This window comes from Arthrobacter sp. JUb119 (assembly GCF_024807995.1).
Classification (GTDB): Bacteria; Actinomycetota; Actinomycetes; order Actinomycetales; family Micrococcaceae; genus Glutamicibacter.
Map to the genome: position 1 here is coordinate 79,792 of NZ_JANUFE010000005.1, position 20,314 is coordinate 100,105.

General features: G+C 61.6%; 18 protein-coding genes. 12 read left to right on the top strand and 6 right to left on the bottom strand.

The genetic code is table 11. From position 1 onward, the window contains the following. The first annotated feature begins 19 nt into the window (after nucleotides 1-19). The 3 genes from M2368_RS13580 to M2368_RS13590 are packed head-to-tail and all read left to right on the top strand — an operon-like array spanning nucleotide 20 to nucleotide 3,253. Complete coding sequence (locus M2368_RS13580) at nucleotides 20-910, top strand: fumarylacetoacetate hydrolase family protein (RefSeq protein ID WP_498724594.1); 891 nt, start codon at nucleotides 20-22, stop codon at nucleotides 908-910. A 50-nt stretch (nucleotides 911-960) separates the two neighbouring features. Further along, on the top strand, nucleotides 961-2,589 hold the full coding sequence (locus M2368_RS13585; RefSeq protein WP_498724595.1) for an FAD-dependent monooxygenase: 1,629 nt from the start codon (nucleotides 961-963) through the stop codon (nucleotides 2,587-2,589). Then, the gene (locus tag M2368_RS13590; RefSeq protein WP_105662279.1) at nucleotides 2,582-3,253 is read left to right on the top strand and encodes a GntR family transcriptional regulator; all 672 of its coding nucleotides are present in this window, start codon (nucleotides 2,582-2,584) and stop codon (nucleotides 3,251-3,253) included. Before M2368_RS13585 ends, M2368_RS13590 begins: the two co-directional genes overlap by 8 nt. Nucleotides 3,254-3,256: 3 nt before the next feature. Here M2368_RS13590 and M2368_RS13595 read toward each other — a convergent pair whose 3' ends face one another. Together M2368_RS13595 and M2368_RS13600 are read right to left on the bottom strand one after the other, a co-directional pair. Then, entirely contained in the window at nucleotides 3,257-4,420 is a 1,164-nt protein-coding gene (locus M2368_RS13595) for a glycerate kinase (protein ID WP_498724596.1), read from the bottom strand. Between the two features lie 259 nt (nucleotides 4,421-4,679). Next, a complete protein-coding gene (locus M2368_RS13600) occupies nucleotides 4,680-5,117 on the bottom strand; it encodes a MarR family winged helix-turn-helix transcriptional regulator (RefSeq protein WP_105656474.1) in 438 nt (145 codons plus the stop codon). Between the two features lie 67 nt (nucleotides 5,118-5,184). Here M2368_RS13600 and M2368_RS13605 point away from each other — a divergent pair, with 67 nt between their 5' ends. The 4 genes from M2368_RS13605 to M2368_RS13620 all read left to right on the top strand — a co-directional run bounded on the left by M2368_RS13605 (nucleotide 5,185) and on the right by M2368_RS13620 (nucleotide 11,215). Next, nucleotides 5,185-6,603 (top strand): MFS transporter, encoded by a 1,419-nt coding sequence (locus M2368_RS13605; RefSeq protein ID WP_426735959.1) that lies wholly within the window; start codon nucleotides 5,185-5,187, stop codon nucleotides 6,601-6,603. A gap of 1,235 nt (nucleotides 6,604-7,838) precedes the next feature. Beyond that, complete coding sequence (locus tag M2368_RS13610; protein ID WP_426735958.1) at nucleotides 7,839-8,255, top strand: hypothetical protein; 417 nt, start codon at nucleotides 7,839-7,841, stop codon at nucleotides 8,253-8,255. A gap of 234 nt (nucleotides 8,256-8,489) precedes the next feature. Beyond that, nucleotides 8,490-8,948, top strand: coding sequence for a hypothetical protein (locus tag M2368_RS13615; protein WP_133833883.1), 459 nt, complete (start codon nucleotides 8,490-8,492; stop codon nucleotides 8,946-8,948). A gap of 776 nt (nucleotides 8,949-9,724) precedes the next feature. Further along, complete coding sequence (locus M2368_RS13620) at nucleotides 9,725-11,215, top strand: SulP family inorganic anion transporter (protein ID WP_426735956.1); 1,491 nt, start codon at nucleotides 9,725-9,727, stop codon at nucleotides 11,213-11,215. 10 nt (nucleotides 11,216-11,225) lie between these two features. Here M2368_RS13620 and M2368_RS13625 read toward each other — a convergent pair whose 3' ends face one another. Then, nucleotides 11,226-12,254: a GGDEF domain-containing protein gene (locus M2368_RS13625; RefSeq protein WP_498724597.1), complete on the bottom strand. Its 1,029-nt coding sequence runs from the start codon at nucleotides 12,252-12,254 to the stop codon at nucleotides 11,226-11,228. A 143-nt stretch (nucleotides 12,255-12,397) separates the two neighbouring features. Here M2368_RS13625 and M2368_RS13630 point away from each other — a divergent pair, with 143 nt between their 5' ends. Beyond that, on the top strand, nucleotides 12,398-13,093 hold the full coding sequence (locus M2368_RS13630; protein WP_105662275.1) for an EAL domain-containing protein: 696 nt from the start codon (nucleotides 12,398-12,400) through the stop codon (nucleotides 13,091-13,093). Here M2368_RS13630 and M2368_RS13635 read toward each other — a convergent pair. The 3 genes from M2368_RS13635 to M2368_RS13645 all read right to left on the bottom strand — a co-directional run bounded on the left by M2368_RS13635 (nucleotide 13,055) and on the right by M2368_RS13645 (nucleotide 16,527). Beyond that, entirely contained in the window at nucleotides 13,055-13,276 is a 222-nt protein-coding gene (locus tag M2368_RS13635; protein ID WP_286134077.1) for a hypothetical protein, read from the bottom strand. The genes M2368_RS13630 and M2368_RS13635 overlap by 39 nt on opposite strands. Next, complete coding sequence (locus M2368_RS13640; protein ID WP_498724598.1) at nucleotides 13,273-14,712, bottom strand: glycosyltransferase family 2 protein; 1,440 nt, start codon at nucleotides 14,710-14,712, stop codon at nucleotides 13,273-13,275. The genes M2368_RS13635 and M2368_RS13640 overlap by 4 nt, the downstream gene beginning before the upstream one ends. Before the next feature lie 201 nt (nucleotides 14,713-14,913). Continuing rightward, nucleotides 14,914-16,527, bottom strand: a complete 1,614-nt coding sequence (locus tag M2368_RS13645) for an AMP-binding protein (protein ID WP_105656480.1) — start codon at nucleotides 16,525-16,527, stop codon at nucleotides 14,914-14,916. 350 nt (nucleotides 16,528-16,877) lie between these two features. Here M2368_RS13645 and M2368_RS13650 point away from each other — a divergent pair, with 350 nt between their 5' ends. The 4 genes from M2368_RS13650 to catA all read left to right on the top strand — a co-directional run bounded on the left by M2368_RS13650 (nucleotide 16,878) and on the right by catA (nucleotide 20,232). Continuing rightward, nucleotides 16,878-17,789, top strand: a complete 912-nt coding sequence (locus tag M2368_RS13650; RefSeq protein WP_498724599.1) for a LysR substrate-binding domain-containing protein — start codon at nucleotides 16,878-16,880, stop codon at nucleotides 17,787-17,789. Next, the gene (locus M2368_RS13655) at nucleotides 17,770-18,891 is read left to right on the top strand and encodes an enolase C-terminal domain-like protein (protein WP_498724600.1); all 1,122 of its coding nucleotides are present in this window, start codon (nucleotides 17,770-17,772) and stop codon (nucleotides 18,889-18,891) included. Before M2368_RS13650 ends, M2368_RS13655 begins: the two co-directional genes overlap by 20 nt. An 11-nt stretch (nucleotides 18,892-18,902) precedes the next feature. Next, a complete protein-coding gene (catC, locus tag M2368_RS13660) occupies nucleotides 18,903-19,181 on the top strand; it encodes a muconolactone Delta-isomerase (protein WP_105656482.1) in 279 nt (92 codons plus the stop codon). Nucleotides 19,182-19,374: 193 nt separating this feature from the next. Further along, entirely contained in the window at nucleotides 19,375-20,232 is an 858-nt protein-coding gene (gene catA / locus M2368_RS13665) for a catechol 1,2-dioxygenase (protein ID WP_105656483.1), read from the top strand. Nucleotides 20,233-20,314 lie beyond the last annotated feature (82 nt).

Sequence of the window (20,314 nt, forward strand, 5' to 3'; positions counted from 1 at the left end):
GCACCCGAAAGGCACCACCATGCAGTACGTATCCTTCAAGGCAGCTGACGGCACCGAAACCTGGGGCGTGTCCATCGACGGCACCGTCTACGACTTGGGCCCCACCGGCAAGAACCTGGCCGCCAATACCCGCGACGCGATCGAAAAGGGCATTTTCGGCACCCAGCTGGACCTGTCCGGCGCGCCAACCATTGCCGAGGCCGAGATCGACTTCCTGCCCTCGGTGACCAACCCGGGCAAGATCATCTGCATCGGCGTGAACTACCTGGCCCACCAGGAAGAGTCGGGCAAGACCGGGCAGACCGCACCGACCGTCTTCACCCGCTTCGCCGACTCGCAGATGGGCCACCTGGCTCCTGCGGTCAAGCCGACTTCCACCACCAAGTTCGATTACGAGGGCGAAATGGCCCTGGTCATCTCCAAGGAAGCCTTCCACGTGGAGAAGGAAGACGCCTGGGACCACATCGCCGGCTACTCCTGCTACAACGACTTCTCGGTGCGCGACTGGCAGAAGGCCGCCAGCCAGTGGATCCCGGGCAAGAACTTCCCGGGCACCGGCGGCTTCGGACCGTACCTGGTTCCTGCAGCCGATCTGGGCGACATCACCACCGCCGTACTGGAAACCCGCGTAAACGGCGAAGTGCGCCAGAACGCCCCGGTATCCAACCTGGTCTTCGACATCCCGACCCTGATCAACTACGTCACCGGCTTCACCCAGCTGAACCCGGGCGACGTGATCGTCACCGGCACCCCGGGCGGAGTGGGCCTGTTCTACGGTCCAGAGGGCCTGATCAACCACGGCGACGTCGTCGAGGTCGAGATCACCGGCCTGGGCATCCTGCGCAACACCGTGGCCGACGAGGCTACGCTGCTGGCCGGTGCACAGGCCACCGCCGGCGCCACCGCCTGACGCGCAGCCGCGCACTGTTAATACACGAAGCACAAAGGAAGTAGCGGGCAGTGGCACAGTCTCATGAAATCGACGTCCTGGTCATCGGCTCGGGTCCCACCGGCCTGACCGCCGCCAACCTGCTGGCAGATACCGGCCTGCAGGTTGCATTGATCGAAAAGAACCCGGGCAGTGGCGATGAGCCACGTGCCATCAGCGCCACCGATGAAACCCTGCGCGTCATGGCGCACCTGGGAATCATGGATGAGCTGGGACCGCAGATGCTCATGGACACCGGTGCCCGCTACTTCGGCCTGGGCGGCAAGGTCATTGCCGACGTTCGCCCCGGCACACCCCGCCTAGGTCAGCCCGGCAAGAGCCAGTTCGACCAGCCAATCATGGAAGGCCTGCTCTACGAGGCCGCCACACTGCGCCAGAACCTGGATCTGCACTACGCCACCGCGGCCACCAGGATCGAACAGCATGCCGACCACGTGATCGTGCACGCCACCCGCACCGGCGAAGCCACCACCGGATTCAACAGCTCCAAGGCAGCAGACACCGGGCAGAACCCCTACGCAGTAGCAGAAGGCGAAGAAACCGCCCTCGAGTTCAAAGCCAAATGGGTACTTGCCTGCGACGGCGGTCGCTCCTTCACCCGCCGCGAACTGGGCATCGGCCTGCAGGGTTCCACCCAAACCGAACGCTGGATCGTGGTGGATCTGCTGGATGTGCCGGGCAACCCCGAACCTTTCGCGTCCTTCCACTGCAACGGGCAGCGCCCGGCCGTAGTGGTCCCCGGGGTCGGTGGCCGCCGCCGCTATGAATTCATGCTCTTCGATCACGAAGATGGCGACGCGATGATCACCCCCGAATCCATCACCGCCCTGGTCGCACCATTCCAGGACACCAACGTGGTCTCCGTACGCCGCGCCGCGGTCTACACCGCACACCAGCGCATCGCCGACACCTACCGCAAGGGACGCATCCTGTTGGCCGGCGACGCCGCGCACCTGATGCCGCCCTTCGCAGGGCAGGGGCTGAACGCCGGCATCCGCGACGCCGTGGGTGCTGCTTGGCGCCTGGCCGCGGTCATCAAGGGTGAAGCAAGCGAAGTGCTCATCGATGACTACGAAACCGAGCGTCGCCCGCATGCCGAGGAAATGGTCAAGCTTTCCAAGCGCATCGGCTGGGTAGTGATGAACACCAACCCCGTGATCACCCGCGTGCGCGATGCCGTGGTCACCAGCACCCGCATCATCCCACCGCTGAACCGCTGGCTAACCGGCATGCGCTTCCTCAAGCAGCCTCACTACACCACCGGCACCGTCGCCGCACCGGTTTCCGGGGTTCCGCACCTGGCCCAGAACTTTGCCGGTCGCATGCTTCCGCAGCCAAACCTTGAGGTCAATGGCGCCACTGTGATGCTCGACGAGCTGCTGTCGGCCGGCTGGAACACCATTGAGGTGGCTGCCGGATCCCAGCTGGTCTTCACCAATCAGGACGGCGATAGCGTGAGGGCCAAGGACATCAACCGGGTCTTCGATACCGCCACCGGTACCGTACTGCTGGTGCGTCCAGACTACTATGTAGCAGGCATTGCACCAGCACGCGAGGTCGACCAACTTCTGGAAGCGCTCAGCGCCAAGGCCACCGTGCTGCGCACCTTCGGTGCCGCCAAACAAGGAACTCGTGGCTAGGCCAGCAGAAGCTGCCCTGTCCGGCATCCGCGAAGCCATCCTTGATGGCGCGTGGATGCCCGGCGAGCGCCTTGCTCCCCCGCATCTGGCCCAGCGTTTTTCCACCAGCACCACCGTTATCCGCGAATCCCTCACCCGGCTTTCCGGTGAGGGTTTGGTGGCGGCGATCCCCAACCGCGGATTTTTCGTACCGGAGCTGAACCTGCAGCAGTTGCAGGATCAGACTGAGCTGCGCTGTGTCACCGAGGAATTGGCGGTCAATCTGGCCATCACCCGCGGGGATCTGGAGTGGGAGTCCGCGCTGATTGCCACGCATTACAGGCTGTCCAAGGCACCGCGCCGGCAACAAGATAACCCGGAGCAGTTCACCCCTGAATGGGGTAAGGCGCACCGCGATTTCCATCAGCTGCTGCTGGCTCCATGCGCCTGCCCGCCGATCCTTGAGCTGTCGGCCAACCTGGCCAATTCCACCTTGCTCTACCGGCGTTGGGCGGCCGCTTCGCAGGGTGCCACGCACCGAAATGTTGAGGCCGAGCATGAGGCCATGCTGCAGGCGGCACTTGATCGGGATGCACCTGCCTTGGCTGCGCGCTTGCGAACCCACTATGAGGCTTCGGCCAAGATTATTCTGGATGCCGGCCTGCTCAAGCTGGATATTTTCTAGCGCCTAGCGCAGGAAGGTTCGGGCCACGCTGAAAGCTGTGCGCTCGGCTAGCTCCATGGTGTCTGCTGAAAGTTCTGCCAGCGTGGCCGGACCTGGCGCAATCGAGTACGCGGCCAGGATTCCCGAGGCCTCCAGCTGCTCATCGGACAGCTGCACCGAACCGGCCACCACGATCACCTCGGCCTGTTCACCGGCAGCCTGCAACACCCCGGAAACTACCTTGCCGTCCAAGGATTGCGCATCCAGCCGGCCTTCACCGGTGATCACCAGGTCAGCGTCGGCCAGAATTTCATGGGCACCAAGTACCTTGGCCACCAAATCCCAGCCCGGCACCAGCTCCACCTCGAAGTAGGACCCTAGGCTCACCGCAATCCCGCCGGCAGCCCCCATGACCGGCTGCTCACGCAGTGCCCGGCCGGTATTGGCTTCCAAAACATCGGCCAGTTGCGCCAACCCCTTATCCAGAATCTGGACATCATTTTCACTGGCGCCCTTTTGCGGACCGAAGATCGCAGCCGCACCCTTGGCGCCCAGTAGCGGGTTGGTGACATCGCAGGCGATTTGCCAGTTAACCTGCCCGGCCCGGGCATCCAGCTGCGAAACGTCGATCCGCGACAGCTGGTTCAGTGCCCCGCCCCCTGCGGGAAGCTGCTCCCCGTTGGCGTCCAAGAATTTTGCGCCCAGTGCGCTGAGCAAACCCGTTCCGCCATCGGTGGTTGCTGAACCGCCTAGGCACAGGATGATCCGGGCGACCCCTAGGTCCAGCGCGTGAGATACCAGTGTGCCCAACCCATAGGTAGTGGCATCCAGTGGTTGCCGTGGCACGTCGCTCACCTGCGGCAACCCGGCTGCTTCGGCCGCTTCCACCACCGCGATTTTCCCGTCGGCCGAAAGCCCCAGCCGGGAGGTGACCGGGCGCCCCAAGGCGTCGGTGGTCTCCAGTGCGATCGCCTCGGTCCCCCAGGTGTCGATCAACGCTTCAAGGGTTCCCTCGCCGCCGTCGGCGAAGGGCACCGCGGTAATCTCGACCGCCCGCGACCGGCTAGCCGCACCCTTGCTGAAGCCTCGTGCCAAGGCCGCGGCTACCCCGCTGGCGCGGGCACTTCCCTTGAAGGAGTCGGGCACAATGGCCACCTTGCAGGGCATCGAATGCTGGGTTGAAGTCATACCCATCAGCCTAGGCACTCTTGAGACCTGCACCTATGGTCTTTTGACTGTAGTTCGAGCGAAGTTCGGGGCCTGCTTATGTGCATTTGTCTGGCTCGCAGATGCTTTTCAAGTGCATCGCTAATAGCTAGCTCTGCCAAAGGAATGGCACAGAAAGCGGCATTAGAGTTTAAAACACCTCTTGAAGGTGCGAGTGATGATCGTAAGGATTCCCGTCGGATATTGCCCGGCGGGAATCTTTCTTTAACCAAGTTCGTGATTAGTCCCGCTGGGAGTCGCGGTACTCCTCGATGGAAGCGTTGAAGCGCTGCAGGTAGCCGGCGAACTGCTCAACATCCTCAGCCTCCCACTCATTCAGGATTCGATCCAGGGCATGGAGGGTTACTTCGCGGGCATGCTCCAGCTTCGCCAACCCCAGGTCGGTCAGCGTGATCTTACGCGCAATATGGCCATCGGGATCTGCGATGCGTTCTAGGTAGCCATCGTCGATTCCATGGGTTACCTGGCGTTGCAGGGTGGAGTTGTCCAGCCTCAGCCCGTGGCTTAGTTCCGCGATACTCAGCGGACCCTGGGCCTGAATGCGACTCATCAGCAGGTACACGCTGCGATCGACACCACCGAACTGGCGCTGCTGCGCGATGGTGTAGCGGCTGAGCATGAGCTGCTCGTATTCGATCTGTTCCAGATGGCGCTTCATTCCGAACTTCTCCAATGTGTAAAATACATATAGTATGTAGCTTACACATTTATCCCGGAAGGCTCTTGTGCCCAACCCCACCCCCACCGGACATCCGAAATCCGGACTCGCCGTCGGCATCCTCGCCACGGCAGGCATCGCCTCATCGCTCACCCAGACGATGGTTGCCCCACTGATCCCCCAGCTGCCTGGAATCTTCAGCACCTCACCGGATAACACCGCATGGATCATCACCGCGACCCTGCTGGCAGCTGCCGTAGTGATGCCGATTTCCGGTCGTCTCGGTGATATGTTCGGCAAACGCCGAATGATCCTGATCCTGGCCATCCCGCTGATCCTCGGTGGAATCATCTGTGCCCTGGCACCAAATGTCACCGTCATGATCATCGGCCGGGCCTTGCAAGGCTTTGGTTCAGGCATGATCCCTCTGGGTATCGCAATGTTGCGCGACCTCGTGGATAAGGCGCATCTGCCGGCAGCCATCGCCACGGTTTCCGCCACCCTTGGTGTGGGCGGTGCGATCGGCCTGCCGCTCTCCGCAGCGCTGATCGAGTTCTCTTCCTGGCGCGTGCTGTTCTTCTTCGGTTCGGCGATTACCGTTGTGGTGACCGCACTGATCTTGAAGTTCATTCCGGCAATTCCAACCATCGGCGCGAAAACCCGCTTCGATTGGCTTGGTGCCATCGGCCTGGCCATCGGCTTGATCGCCCTGATGCTCGGCGTTTCCAAGGGCTCCACCTGGGGCTGGGCTTCCCCGCTGGTACTGAGCCTGCTGATCGGCGCGGTCATCGTCTTCCTGCTGTGGGGAGTATGGGAACTACGCACCAGTGCACCGCTGGTGGACCTGCGCACCGCCGCAATACCCCGGGTGCTGTTGACCAATATCGCCTCGATCTTCGTGGGCTTCGGCATGTATTCCAGCTCGCTGGTGATGCCGCAGATCCTGCAGATGCCTACCGAGGCAGGCTACGGACTGGGGCAGGGCGTACTGGCCGCCGGCCTCTGGATGGCTCCAGCCGGCCTGATGATGCTCTTCCTCTCCCCTGTGGGCGGTCGACTGACCAGCGCCAAGGGCCCAAAGTTCACCCTGGTGCTGGGTATTTTCATCATGTCCGCTGGCTACGCGGTGGGCCAGATTGGCATGGGCAGCCTCTGGGGCCTGCTGATCACCAGCCTGGTCATCAACTCTGGCGTGGCCCTGGCCTACGGCGCAATGCCAGCCATCATCATGGGCGCAGTGCCACGCAGCGAAACCGGTGCCGCCAACGGCTTCAACACCCTGATGCGTTCGCTGGGTACCACCTCGGGTGCGGCAGTGATTGGCCTGGTTTTGGCCCAGATGACCACCGACTTCCACGGCACGGTGCTGCCCTCCGAAGCCGGGTTCCACATGACCCTGTGGCTCGGTGCGGGAATCTCCTTGCTGGCGGGGTTGATCGCCCTGTGCATCCCGGCACTGGCCAAGCCCGCCCCGGAGAAGATCTAGTTCACCTCCAGGGATCCATGGCCTACGCGCAGTGCATGCTTACCGCATCCACAGAATGCCAACCTAGAGTATTAAGTACCTCATGAAGGTGCGAGTGATGACGTAGAAACTGGCACTGTCGGTCTTGCGACAGTGCCAGTTTCTGTATCCAAAACCTTTTTGCTCGTGTCCAGCAGTCCGCCGGCCCTGCGGCCCGCCCTCATGGAGTTGAAGCAATTCCCCAAACCTGCAGTTGGCGCTCAGCGCCGGCATAGCTTTGCACCCTACAGTGGTAAATACCTCATGAAGGTGCGAGTGATGATCGAGTAACCCCGGCAAAGCAATTCGCCGGGGTTACGATTTTAACCGGCCGGCGGATAGTCGGGTAGTTGGGTGCCCACTTTAAGTGAGTTGCCCTACAGAGCTACTCGCCCTTTATTGAACAGATTGGATCAACGACCCGCCCTCTGGCCTCAATAGCGCCTTGCCCTTGTTCCACCTCGGAGGCACTACTTACCATGACGATACCCCACGTTCGGCAAACACTTGTTCCGGTCGATCGCAGCTCGCTCACCTGCAACTTTTGGCTCCGCTCACACACGCTTTCATGGATGGACATATCGAAAAGGGTATACATTTTGGCATTGAAAGTCGTTCGTGAATCTAACCCCGATTCGCCCCCCGGGGCTATCATGTCCTGAATTTCTCAATACTTTTATCCGCGGTCCTCGGCAACAGCCTGGTCCGTCCACAAGTCTTACGATCTAGGTGCCATCTGCGACCTGATTTAGTGACCCCGATGTGAATCGGTCGGCTGAGGGGCTAAGTCGAGCCTGTCCTATATGCATTAACGTCGGGCTTAAAAACATCCGGAGTGACTGAATTGTGACTATTAATTTCGCTTGACTCCTAAATCGCAGCTCCGGCTGACGGTTATGGGCTCCTTGTAAGCAGAACCTTATGTCTAACCATCGAGAAATACGAAGGCGCGGCCCAAGATCTCGTAACCAACGGCATCGACCGTGCGAAGGAGAATTTGGGCATCATGATTACGGCATGGAAGGAGAGCTGCGATCAGGGCTACCAGGGGTATCAGAATGGCCAAAGTTCCTAATAACCGCACCCCGCGGCCGTGGAACCTAAATTCCATGTGCGGACTTGGACCAATGGTAGATTCTCGAAAATCGGTTACACTACTATCGATAATAAAAACGTCCCATTCATATCTAAATGTTTAATATTCGACTTAGGCCATAATGATGAAATTTTCCTTTGTCGCATTACCCCTTGCATTGTCTTTGGTGACTGTATCGCCGGGGACGGCGCAAGCTGTTGAAACTCCGGTTGGCGAAACCTACACGTTGCAGCAGTCCTCGGAATACGCCCTTTCAACGAAAGATTTTTTCTCCGAAAAGACCTCTGCAGAATCCAACTACATTGAAGCGGCATCACCTGCCGAAGCAGTAGCCAAAATGAACATGATGGATGAACTGCGTCAAGCGGGATTCAACGTGGGGACCATGGCAAAGGTTAACTATGGGCCTTGCAAGATCGTGGCCGAAGGTTTTCACACCAGAAAATCCGGGAAGTACGAGACGGGTGGCTTCAAATCCACTACCTATTGCACCAAGAAAGTCACTGCGATCCACCATTCTTCCCCCGGCACGTTTTAAGCGGCTTGCGTGGTGGGTCAAGGGAGGTCGCGCGATTGGCCAGCCAGCCCAAAAGATAAAAGCTGGTAAACATAATGGCACCTACTACCCGACTGTCTTCCAGCAGACAAATCACGCGCTGACATGTAAATCTGCAAAAACGACCACTTGGTCAGGTCGCACCCTCGGAACAATTGTCTACAATGGCAAGACTTACTATGCTGATGCTTATGCTCCTGTGCAGAAGGGGGTTCGATGCCGCCTCTAAGCAATATCCTGACAAAAATCAAGAATCGTCTTAGATCGAAATATTCAGAGGAACTGATGGTTTTCGTTGTCTACGGTAAACAACCCAGCCCGTTTCCAGATCTAGAACACATAGAGCCAATAATTGCGATCGTGGCCAGTGAGCGTGAATGCTATGAGATTCAGGAAAAGTACCCAGAAACTCAAGTCAGCTGGGAAGCTCGGAAGGTCCAGAATACTGAAGGCATGGAACTGACAGGGGGCGGCATTCTGTATCTCACGCATACTACTTTATTGCCGTACGACGAGGATGGCGATGGGAATCCAATCTTCGGAATCATGGAGTCCCCACAGCCTACAGGCCTATATTGCAGTCGGGACACCGCTGAGCAAGAAGCACCGGGTCAATATCTGCACAGAGTCAGCCTCGGTGAAATAAACCTTCGCGGTGTCGGCGAGCTTTTGTGATAAGCATCCAGTTCCTTACAGTTCCTTACGCCAGTATGTGAAGTTGCCAAACGTGAAAAGGGGGCAAACCAGGCGTGGCTTCTCAGCGTGATGATGGCCGCACCAAAGGAGACAGGTTGACCCGTATGCAACCGGCTGTCAGACCAGCAGACGAGCCATCGAGCCTACAATTCAATATTGTGATTCAGACACTGCATTTGGCCTCCGGTCATGTGGCATGCCGATGGAGGCCATACGATCTGGTTCAGCAGTTAAATAAGTCGGCTGTGCCTACCGTGCGCTTCAATTTCTCCGACTCAGACCCACAGCAGGGTTGTGACGGCAGTTTTGATATTCACCCCTCACCGGCACCAAAGTAACGATTCGCAGGACCGCGCAGCACTGATGAAATCCGTGCGAACAAAGTACCGACCTTCCTCCATGTGGATTCGAGCATGCACCGCTCGTCACCACGAAACTTCGACAGCGGAATGGAAATCTCGTCGATAGGAACATTCAGTAGTCGTAACCACAACCCACCGTGGATTGATTGGCTCCGCAGCGTAATTTGGCAGGAAACGGTGCTTTCTCAGTAAAGACCTCGTGGAGAGTACCAGGCCTGGGCTCTGACTGTTGAGCAATCTGTTCATTCTCCCAACCGGCGAGCGCGTACCTCCCGAATGACGGTCAGCGCCTGCGTCCGATCTGCAGCCCTGAGCCCAATCGGGCATAGGTGCGATAACGTAGACGGGTTCCCAATTTCCCTTCCCTGGGACATCTGACGAAACGGAGCCCCGGTGAGTACCGCGACCGCTGAACTGACGCCCCTGCAACGACAGTCGGTGCTACGCACCCTGAAGTCCCCGCGATTGCTCAAGACAGAGCTGCTCGCCGGCCTGGTAGTCTCCCTGGCACTGATCCCCGAGGTCATCGCCTTCACCGTGATCGCCGGAGTCGACCCGCGCGTGGGCATCTTCGCGTCCTTCACGATGTCGGTGGTCATCGCGATCACTGGCGGGCGCCCGGCGATGATTTCGGCAGCTGCCGGCGCGGTGGCTCTGGTGGTCGCCCCGCTGGTTCGTACCCACGGGGTGGAATACCTCTTCGCCACGGTGGTCCTGGCCGGCATCATCCAGGTATCGCTGGCGCTGCTGGGCGTGGCCAAGCTGCTGCGCTTCATCCCGCGCCAGGTGATGATCGGCTTCGTCAACGGCCTGGCCATCTCGATTTTCTGGGCGCAGATGCCCGAGCTGCGCAATGTCCCGTGGATGGTCTACCCGCTGGTGATCCTGGGCGTGGCCATCGTCTGCTTCTTCCCGAAGATCACCAAGGCGGTTCCGGCTCCGCTGATCGCCATCGTGGTGCTCACCGCGATCACCATCTTTGCCAAGGTCGCCGTTCCGACCGTGGGCGACAAGGGCGAACTGCCTGATTCTCTGCCGATCTTCCACCTGCCCGGGGTGCCGCTGGACATGGAGACCCTGCAGATCATCGCGCCCTACGCGATCGCGGTGGCCTTCGTGGGGCTGCTCGAATCGCTGCTGACCGCCAAGCTGGTCGATGACATCACCGACACCCCGTCGAGCAAGACCCGCGAGTCCTGGGCACAGGGCACCGCGAATATCGTCACCGGCTTCTTCGGCGGCATCTGCGGCTGCGCGATGATCGGCCAGACCATGGTGGGCGTGAAGGTCTCCGGCGGGCGCACCCGCATCTCCACCGCCTTCGCCGGCATCTTCATGCTGCTGCTGGCGGTGCTGCTCGGCGACATTGTCGCGCAGATTCCGATGGCGGCCCTGGTGGCGGTGATGATCGTGGTTTCGGCGACCACCTTCGACTGGCACTCCATCCGACCGAGCACGCTGAAGATGATGCCCAAGAGCGAAACCTTCGTCATGGCCATCACCGTGGCGCTCACCGTGATCACCAGCAACCTGGCCATCGGCGTGGGGGCGGGCATCCTCTCGGCGATGGTGCTTTTCGCCAATCGCGTGGCGCATATGGTCACCGTGGATCGCAGCGCAACCCCGGATGCCGCCGTGTACAAGGTCAACGGCGAACTGTTCTTCGCCTCCTCGAACGACCTGTACACCCAGTTCGACTACGCGCAGGACCCCGAGAAGGTCATCATCGACATGTCCGATTCGCACCTGTGGGACGCCTCGACCATCGCCGCCCTGGATTCGATCCGCACCAAGTACCAGAACTACGGGAAAACCGTGGAAATCCGCGGCCTGAACGAGGCCAGCCAGACGATGCAGGACCGCCTGGGCGGGAAGCTGAACTAGGGCACGGAGCTCAGCTTCCCTCCGCGCTCTTTCCGCGTTCGGCCGTCCGCAGGCGCTTGGAGGAGTACATGTCCCGGTCGGCACGGAGAATCATCGTGCTCAAGTTGTCATCCGTGCGGGCTTCTGCCGTTCCGAAGCTCCACGCCAGCGGCGATGTAAGCTCGATGCGCTCCATCAGCACCTGAGCCTGGCCACGGGTCGTATTAGGGAAAACCAGCACGAATTCATCGCCGCCCAAGCGGCTGACCAGGTCCCCGGCCCGCGTGGCACTGCGCAGATGCCGCACCAGTTGCTTCAAGGCAAGATCCCCGGCTTCGTGGCCGCCTTGGTCGTTGATCTCCTTGAATCCGTCCAGGTCCAGCAGCGCCACAGCCAGGGGCCTGCGGTATTTCCGGGAGGAGAGCAAGGCGGCATCGCCGCGCACGGCCAGCCCGACGCGGTTCAAGGCCCCGGTCAATGCGTCGATCTGGGTTTGCTGGCGGAACCGGCGCTTGACGTAGAGGCCGACGAACATCCCGGCGACGGTGAAGAAGACCAAGCTCAGCACGTTCAACAGCCCGCTTTGGTGCTCGGTGCCCACAGCAGGGCCGAAGAACACCGAGTAGGGAATCGTGAAAGCCATGATCGGGTAGATGGTCCACCGGGTGACGGCCGGGGGAAAGAGCCACGACATGTACAGTGCGATGAGCGGAAATTCCTGGAGCCTGAAGACGATCTGCTCATGGTTTAGCGAAAAACCCACGAAGACCACGAAGGCCGACAGTTCGGCCAGGGCCCCGAGATAGGCGATCCACAACGGAAAACGATCCAGCATCCACCACACGGCGATCACCAGCCCCAGCGCCCCGGCAACCCTGGCTACCGCCAGCTTCTGGAAGAGCGGAGAGCTGAAATCATTGCCCAGGTTGACCACATAGAAAAGCAGCAGGAAAACTGCCACCATCCCTGTGACAGCCACTTCCAATCGCTTGATGCGGCGGAGCCTGGCTGGCAGGAACCGGCTCCACCAAATTCCGTCGTCGTTTGACCGCCGATCCATTGTCCTCGGCATGCCATCACCCGCTTTCTCTTTAATTCATCTTAACCGCGTGATCCCGGCCAGTGGCGCGGTAAGATCTCATTCGTAGCAACAGCCTAATCAGCAATCAAGTTGCCAGCCCATACCGCCAGGTTAGGTAGTCCATGAAGTTCGTATTCCAGCCATTGATCAACCTGCGTTCCACAACGCTGCTGGGTTTCGAGGCACTGGCGCGCTTCAGCGACGGGCGCAGCCCTGACGAGCATTTCTCCGCGGCCCGGACCGAAGGCAACCTGGTAGAACTTGAGCTTCGCGCTCTGGAGCGCATTGTCGAATCCAGCCAAGGCCTGCCCGACGGGCTGCTGCTCACCATGAATGCTTCGGGTCCAGCGATCAGGGCGTTCGCGCACTCAGAGCCGGCACTCGATCCCCGGCTGCTCTGGGGCCTGGAACTGCACGAGCAGTCCGCGCCGGAAGTTTGCGATGCCGCCCGCATCCATGCAGATGAGCTCGGCTGCCTGCTGCTGGTTGACGATGCCGGCATCGGCTATGCAACGCGGGGGCGCATCCTCCGGCTGAAGCCGCACATTGTGAAGCTGGACCGTTCGCTTTTCATCCGCTACCTGGCATCGACGCAGGCTCGCGAACACGTTGACATCCTGCTGGCCGCTGCCCGCGAGATCGGTGCCAGAACTCTGGTCGAGGGGATCGAAACCGGTGAACATCTGGATCTGGCCCGGAAGCTGGACTTCGACTATGCGCAGGGCTTCTATTTCAGCCCGGGCATAGAGCTTGCGGGGTTGCCAGCTGCGATGCATGAGCTACACGGACGCCTCGGGATCGATATTCCGGGTTTCTGAGCGCCGTTCCCGTCCCCGCGAGCTGCGGATCCGGATCACCGGCAGCAGCTTGGCCAGTCCCAGGACCAGATAGAGCACGGTGTTGATCGCGACGAACGAAGCGAGCACCGCGAACCAATCACTGAGCAGAACGCTCTCGGGAAGAATGATTCCATGTGGAATCTGGACGAGGTGATTCATCATGAGGTGCTTTCCTTACGTGCGGCGCCCGCGTGGTCGACGTGCTTCCAATCCGCGCTCCGGGCAAACGCGATATCCCCTACGCCCTTGAGGAACGCAAGGTCCAGGAAGGCGTCATAGACCAATTCCGGAATCACCAGCGCGGCGATAATCCTGGCTTTCCAGCCGCCGTGCCAGACCGTGACCACGCGCTCGACAGCGAAGAGCGCTCCAAGCAGCATCCAGAAGGGGAACCACACCCAGTTGTCCATGGAGACCAGCATGATGATCATCAGCGCGAAATAGCTGAACAGCGCGATCACGCCGTAGCCGATGCCGATCTGCTGGGCCCAGTACCGCGTGGTCTGCGGGGTGACTCCGTACGCGCCCAGGTTCTCCAAGGCGCCGCGCTGCCAGCGCAGCCGCTGCGCCCACAGCATCTTCCAGTTGGGCATCAGCTCGGTGACCACCGTGCAGTCCTGCGGCGATGTGGTCAGCGCGCCGAGGGTTTTCAGCGCGATGGTCAGTTCGTTGTCTTCGGTCAGAGCCTCCGTGTCGTAGACCTCGCCGCAGGTGCCCGGCAGCATGCTCCCGCGTGCCGCAGCCACTTCGCGCAGGGCCGTCGCGCGGAATACCGAGGCCGTTCCGGTCAGCACGAAGACCCGGCCGTCGCGACGGCCGATTTCGCGTTGGTAGCGGGTGTACTCATTGCGCTGGAACTGGCCGATCAGCCCATGGCCCTCTTCTCCGTGGAACAGCCCGCCCACGGACATCAGCGCGCGGTCCCAGGTGAAGCGGTCCCGGGCGGTTGCCAGGAAGTCCGCGCCGATCTGGCTGTCGGCATCCATCACCATGACGCAGTCGTTATCGCCCATCCCGGGCAGGATGGAGTGCAGCGCCTGGTTCAGCGCGCCGCCCTTCTTGTGCTTGTTCTCCACCGATTCGAACACCTCGACCCCGTGCTCGCGGGCAACTTGCACGGTCCGGTCGGTGCAGTTGTCGGCAACCACGATGATGCTCGAGGGGGCAAAGCTCTGCTCTTCCAGTGCTTTCAGGGTGTACGGCAGGGAGGCTTCTTCATTGTGCGCCGGGATCAGCACGGTCACGGTCACCGGCCCGGCGTAGATGCCCCGCGTCCGGGCCATCACCGCTTTGGGCGCCAGCGGCCGGCTCGATTTCTGGATCGGCGTCCGGCGATAGCGCCAGGTGACAAAGCGTTCGCCCAGGACCACCAGCAGCACCAGGAAGACTGCTGCGGCGACGGCGAAAGCGAGGATGGACAGATCCGGCAGCTCGGTGCTGTAGAAAGTAGTCCAGAGTTTTCCGATATGGACCTCGATCGGGTTCCACATCAGCGCAGGCTTCCCCGTCATGCTCAACGCCCAGGCCAAGAGCGAGGCCGCGAGAACGACGATCAAAATGACAGCGATGCCCACTAAGCGGCTGAAATGTTTCTGCAAGTACGCGCCCCATTCACGTTCGGATTCCTTGGCAACCCCTGGCCTGGACCTGATCTGGATCAGCGAATCATGCCGGGCTTGCCCAAGGCAAGCTACTTGGAAAACTAGCAGTCGGAAAAATCATCGACGCAGTATTTATGTCCAAGGTCACCTCCACCCAAAGCAACGCTGTGCCTTGCGCCCCTGCCTGGTGGCATTTGGCTACAGTTCGAGCACTTTCGCCGCATCCTCGCGCAGCTGGTTCTTGCGGATCTTCCCGGTGACGGTGGTCGGGAAATCCTGCAGGATCTGCACGTAGGCGGGGATCTTGTAATGCGCCAGATGCCCGGTGCAGTATTCGCCGATGGCCGCGACGTCCAGGGGTTCGCGGCCGTCCCTCATGCGGATGCAGGCGCAGATCGCCTCGCCGTACTTCTCATCGGGCACCCCGATCACCTGCACGTCCTCGATATCCGGATGCTTGTAGAGGAATTCCTCGATTTCCGCCGGGTAGATGTTCTCCCCGCCGCGGATCACCATGTCCTTGATGCGGCCCACGATGGTGCAGTACCCGTCCTCGCGCATCACCGCCAAGTCGCCGGTGTGCATCCAACCCTCGTCGTCGATGGCCGCCCGGGTCTTGTCTTCGTCGTTCCAGTAGCCGAGCATCACCGAGTAGCCGCGGGTGCAGTATTCGCCGGTTTCCCCGCGCTGCAGGGTTTCGCCGCTCACCGGGTCCACCACCTTGATTTCCACATGCGGGTGCACCCGGCCGATGGTGGAGGTGCGGCGCTCGATATCGTCGTCGCTGCGGGTCTGGCAGGAGACCGGCGAGGTCTCGGTCATGCCGTAGGCAATGGACACCCCGTCCATGCCCATCTCGTCGATGCAGCGGCGCATCACCTCGACCGGGCAGATGGATCCGGCCATGATGCCGGTGCGCAGCGACGAGAGGTCGAAGACCTTGAAATTGGGCAGGTTCTGCATGGCGATGAACATCGTGGGCACCCCGTACAGGCCCGTGCACTTCTCCTCCGCCACTACCCGCAGCGTGGTGTCGGCGTCGAAGCCCGGGGCCGGGATGACGATGGTCGCGCCCCGGGAGGTGCAGCCCAGGTTGCCCATCACCATGCCGAAGCAGTGGTAGAACGGCACCGGGATGCACAGCCGGTCATGCTCGTCCAGGTCGATCATGCCGGTGACCTGGTAGCCGTTATTCAGGATGTTGCGGTGGCTGAGCACCGCGCCCTTGGGGTAGCCGGTGGTGCCCGAGGTGTACTGGATGTTGATCGGATCCCCGGGCTTGGTGGCCGCCAGATGCCGGGCCAGCTCCTCGTCGCTGACCTGCTCGCCCTCGGCCAGCAATTGCGCGAAGTCCCCGGTGTCCACGTAGACCACGCGTTCGAGGCTCGGGGTGTCGGCGCGGGTCGCCTCCACCATCGAACGGTAGTTGCTGGTCTTGAATTCGGAGACCGCCAGCAGCAGGCGCACCCCGGAGTGGTTGACCGCGTAGGCGTATTCGTGGGTGCGGTAGGCAGGATTGACGTTGACCAGGATGACGCCGATCTTCGCGGTGGCGTATTGCGCGAATACCCATTCCGCGCAGTTAGGCGCCCAGATGCCCACCCGGTCTCCCGCCTCCAGGCCGGCGGCCAGCAGGCCCTTGGCCAGGGCGTTGATCTGCGCATCCAGGTCACTCCATGACCAACGCCGTCCGCTGGCCGCTTCAACCAGTGCTTCTGCCGGGCCGAAGCGGGCAGCGGTGCGTTCGAAGTTGGCTCCGATCGTCTCTTCGATCAGCTGCGGTCCGCTCTCGCCCTGGGCATAAGCCTTCATCTGCGTACCCCTTCATGGATCGCCTCGTCGGAATCTGCGCGGACACGAAACATGTGCCCAGCGTCACATTCACACCCTAGCCGCGAGCTGTCCCGCTGCCAAGCACCAGGAAGGAGCCGTGCTGGTGGCCAAGTGGCGACATGGGGCCGTGGCGGTCCATGGCAGTCCAGTGCCTCCCGGCGTGATTCCGGTCTGGAAATCAATCGTTGAATACAGTGCGACCCAAGCATTCATACTTGTAGACTCTCAATCGACCCAGAATAAGTATTTTACCCTCTTGGATCGCCGCGTTAGAGTTGCCAGCAAGCGTCTTCTGCGCATTCGACGCGCGGTCCGACGATCGGAGCACCATGGACACGAGACTACTTCGCTACTTTGTCGCCGTCGCCGAAGAACGCCATTTCGGCCGCGCAGCGGCGCGCCTGCATATCGCGCAGCCACCGCTCTCCCAGCAGATCAAGCAGCTCGAAGAGACCCTGGATACCCAGCTGCTGATCCGCACCACGCGCAAGGTGGAACTGACCAACGCCGGTGAGCTGCTGCTGCGCCGCGGGCGCATCCTGCTTGCAGAGCTCGACCAGCTCTCCCGCGATGTGCGCACCGTGGGCCAAGGCGCGCTGGGCGTGCTGCGACTGGGTTCCACCGGCAGCGCCACCTCGCGCATCATGCCCAAGCTCATCGAAGCCAGCTCCCAGCAGATGCCGGGCCTGCAGCTGAACGTGCAGGGCGAAATGCTCACCCCGCAGATGGTCGAGGGACTGGTCGAGGGACGCCTGGACCTGGCTATCCTGCGCCCGCCGGTGCGCGGCACCGAGGTGGACTACATGCTGCTGGACCGCGACCACCTGGCCGTGGCGCTGCCGCTGGGCCACCCCCTCGCCGCCCACGATGAGCTGGACCTGGAACAGCTGGCTGGCGAGAAGTTCATCTGCTACCCGCCATCCTCCGCGGTGAACAACATCATCATGGACTCCTGCCGCCGCGTGGGCTTCGCCCCGCAGATCGCGCAGGTGGCCAGCGAGACTTCCACCCTGCTCACCTTCGTCGCCGCGGGCCTGGGCATCGGGCTGCTGCCCACCACCCACTACCTGCCGCACAGCACCCGGATCACCTTCCGGTCGCTGCGCAACGCACCGGCCGTCGACCTGGCGATCGCCTGGAAGGCCGGCAACGAGTCTGCGCTGGTGCGCAACTTCCTGGAACTTTGCACATTGCTCAACCCCCTAGAAAGGCTGGACCCCGATGCGAATCCAGCGGATTGAAACAATCCCCTACGCCATCCCCTACAACCACCCGCTGCGCTTTGCCAGCGGCGAGGTGCACACCGCCGAGCACGTGCTCATCCGCGTGCACACCGACGAAGGCGTGATCGGCACCGCCGACGCCCCGCCGCGCCCGTACACCTACGGCGAGACGCAGAAGTCCATCGTCGCGATCGTGCAGGATGTCTTCGCCCCGCAGCTGATCGGCCTGGAGATCATGGACCGCGCCAAGATCCGCCAGGTGCTGGATAGGACCATCCACAACCAGGTGGCCAAGGGCGCGATCGACATCGCCGTCTGGGACGCCATCGGCCAGGCGCTGGGCACGCCGGTGCACAAGCTGCTTGGCGGCTTCACCGACTCGATGCGCGTGAGCCACATGCTCGGCTTCAAGCCCGCCCAGGCGCTGCTCGACGAGGCCCTGCGCTTCGGCGAACAGTACGGCATCACCACCTTCAAGCTCAAGGTCGGCCGCCGCCCGCTCGCCCTGGACATCGAGGCCTGCCGCGTGCTGCGCGAAGGGCTGGGCGAGGACGTGGAGCTCTACCTGGACGCCAACCGCGGCTGGAGCGCGAACGAGTCCATGGAGGTGCTGCGCAAGACCGAGGGCCTGGGTCTGACCATGCTCGAAGAGCCGTGCGATGCCAAGGAAGCGATGAGCCGACGCCGCCTGGTCGAACGCTCCCCGATCCCGATCGTCGCCGACGAGTCCGCGCCCACCGCGGGCGATGCCTCGCGCGAGCTGCTCTCCGGCGGCGCGAACGCGATCTGCATCAAGACCGCCCGCTCGGGCTTCACCGAAGCCACCGAAATCCTGGGCCTGTGCACCGGGCTGGGCGTGGATGTCACCATGGGCAACCAGATCGACACCCAGGTCGGTTCGCTGGCCACGGTGACCTTCGGCGCGGCCTTCGAAGCCACCAGCCGCCGCGCCGGCGAATTGTCCAATTTCCTGGACATGGCCGATGACCTGCTCGCCGAGCCGCTGCAGATCGTCAACGGCCGCATTCCGGTGCGCACCGTGCCCGGCGTGGGCGCCGCCATCGACGAATCCAAGCTGGCGCGCTACCGCCAGGACCACGTGCTTTCCACCTCGAACTGAAGGAGATCCCCATGTTGTTCCTCGCCCGTATGGACGTTGTTTTCCCGGACCACCTGACCAATGAGCAAGTCGCTGACTTCCAGGCCCGGGAAAAGGAGTACTCCGCAAGCCTGCAGCGCAGCGGCAAGATGCAGGGCATCTGGCGCGTGGTCGGCGAGTACGCGAACCACTCGCTGTACAACGTCGAATCCAACGACGAACTGCACGAAATCCTCAGCGGCTTCCCGATGTACCCGTACATGAAGATCAAGGTCACCGCGCTGGCCAAGCATCCGAATTCGCTGGCCTAGGACTTTTCCGGACCGGCGGATACCCTCCGTGTCCCAGCCCACAAGCATTGATATTCAAAACGTTCCAATGGCCGACAAATGAGTATTTCACTTGGCATAGACGCTGCACTACATTGAATATCAATCACCCGGGATGATGGGGGTCACAGTATGGATCCGCATCCGCCACACCACATAATTTAGGGGAGTCACCATGACCACTGAAACTCCAGCAGACGCAACTGCAGCCAAGTCCGGCAACGCCGCCACCGACAGCTTCCGCAACTCCGGCAAGCTCGGCAGCATCGCGACCTCCACCGAGCGCGTGAACATGCTTGCTTCCAAGCTCGTCAAGGCCGCCAACGACATCATCCTCGAAGAGCGCGTGAGCTACGACGAGTTCAATGCCCTGAAGGCATGGTTGATCAAGGTTGGCGACGACGGCGAATGGCCATTGTTCCTGGACGTGTGGCTGGAGCACTCGGTGGAAGAGGTCGCCACCGACCACCGCGAAGGCAACAAGGGCTCGATCGAAGGCCCTTACTACGTGCCCGAAGCGCCTTCGCAGAACACCCCTGCCACCATCTCGATGCGCGAGGACGAGAAGGGCACCAACCTGCTCTTCCAGGGCCAGGTCCGCTCCACCGACGGCTCGGCGCTGAAGAACGCCAAGATCGAGCTGTGGCACGCAGACGAAGAGGGCTTCTACTCGCAGTTCGCCCCTGGCATCCCCGAGTGGAACCTGCGCGGCACCTTCATTGCTGACGAGGAAGGCAACTTCCAGATCAACACCATGCAGCCAGCCCCGTACCAGATCCCGACCGACGGCGCCTGCGGCCAGCTGATCGCCGCCGCCGGCTGGCACGCGTGGCGCCCAGCGCACCTGCACCTGAAGGTCTCCGCCGAGGGCCACGAGTTGCTCACCGCCCAGCTGTACTTCCCGGGCGATGCGCACAACGACGACGACATCGCCACCGCGGTGAAGCCGGAACTGATGCTCGACGTGCACCCAGCAGCATCGGGCAACGGCAAGCAGGTCACCTACGACTTCGTGCTCGACCCTGTGAAGTAAGCCCCAGCGCGCCTCAACACGGCGGGGGTCCCGGCAGCATTGGCCGGACCCCCGCCGTTGCCGTACCCGGAACCTCGACGAA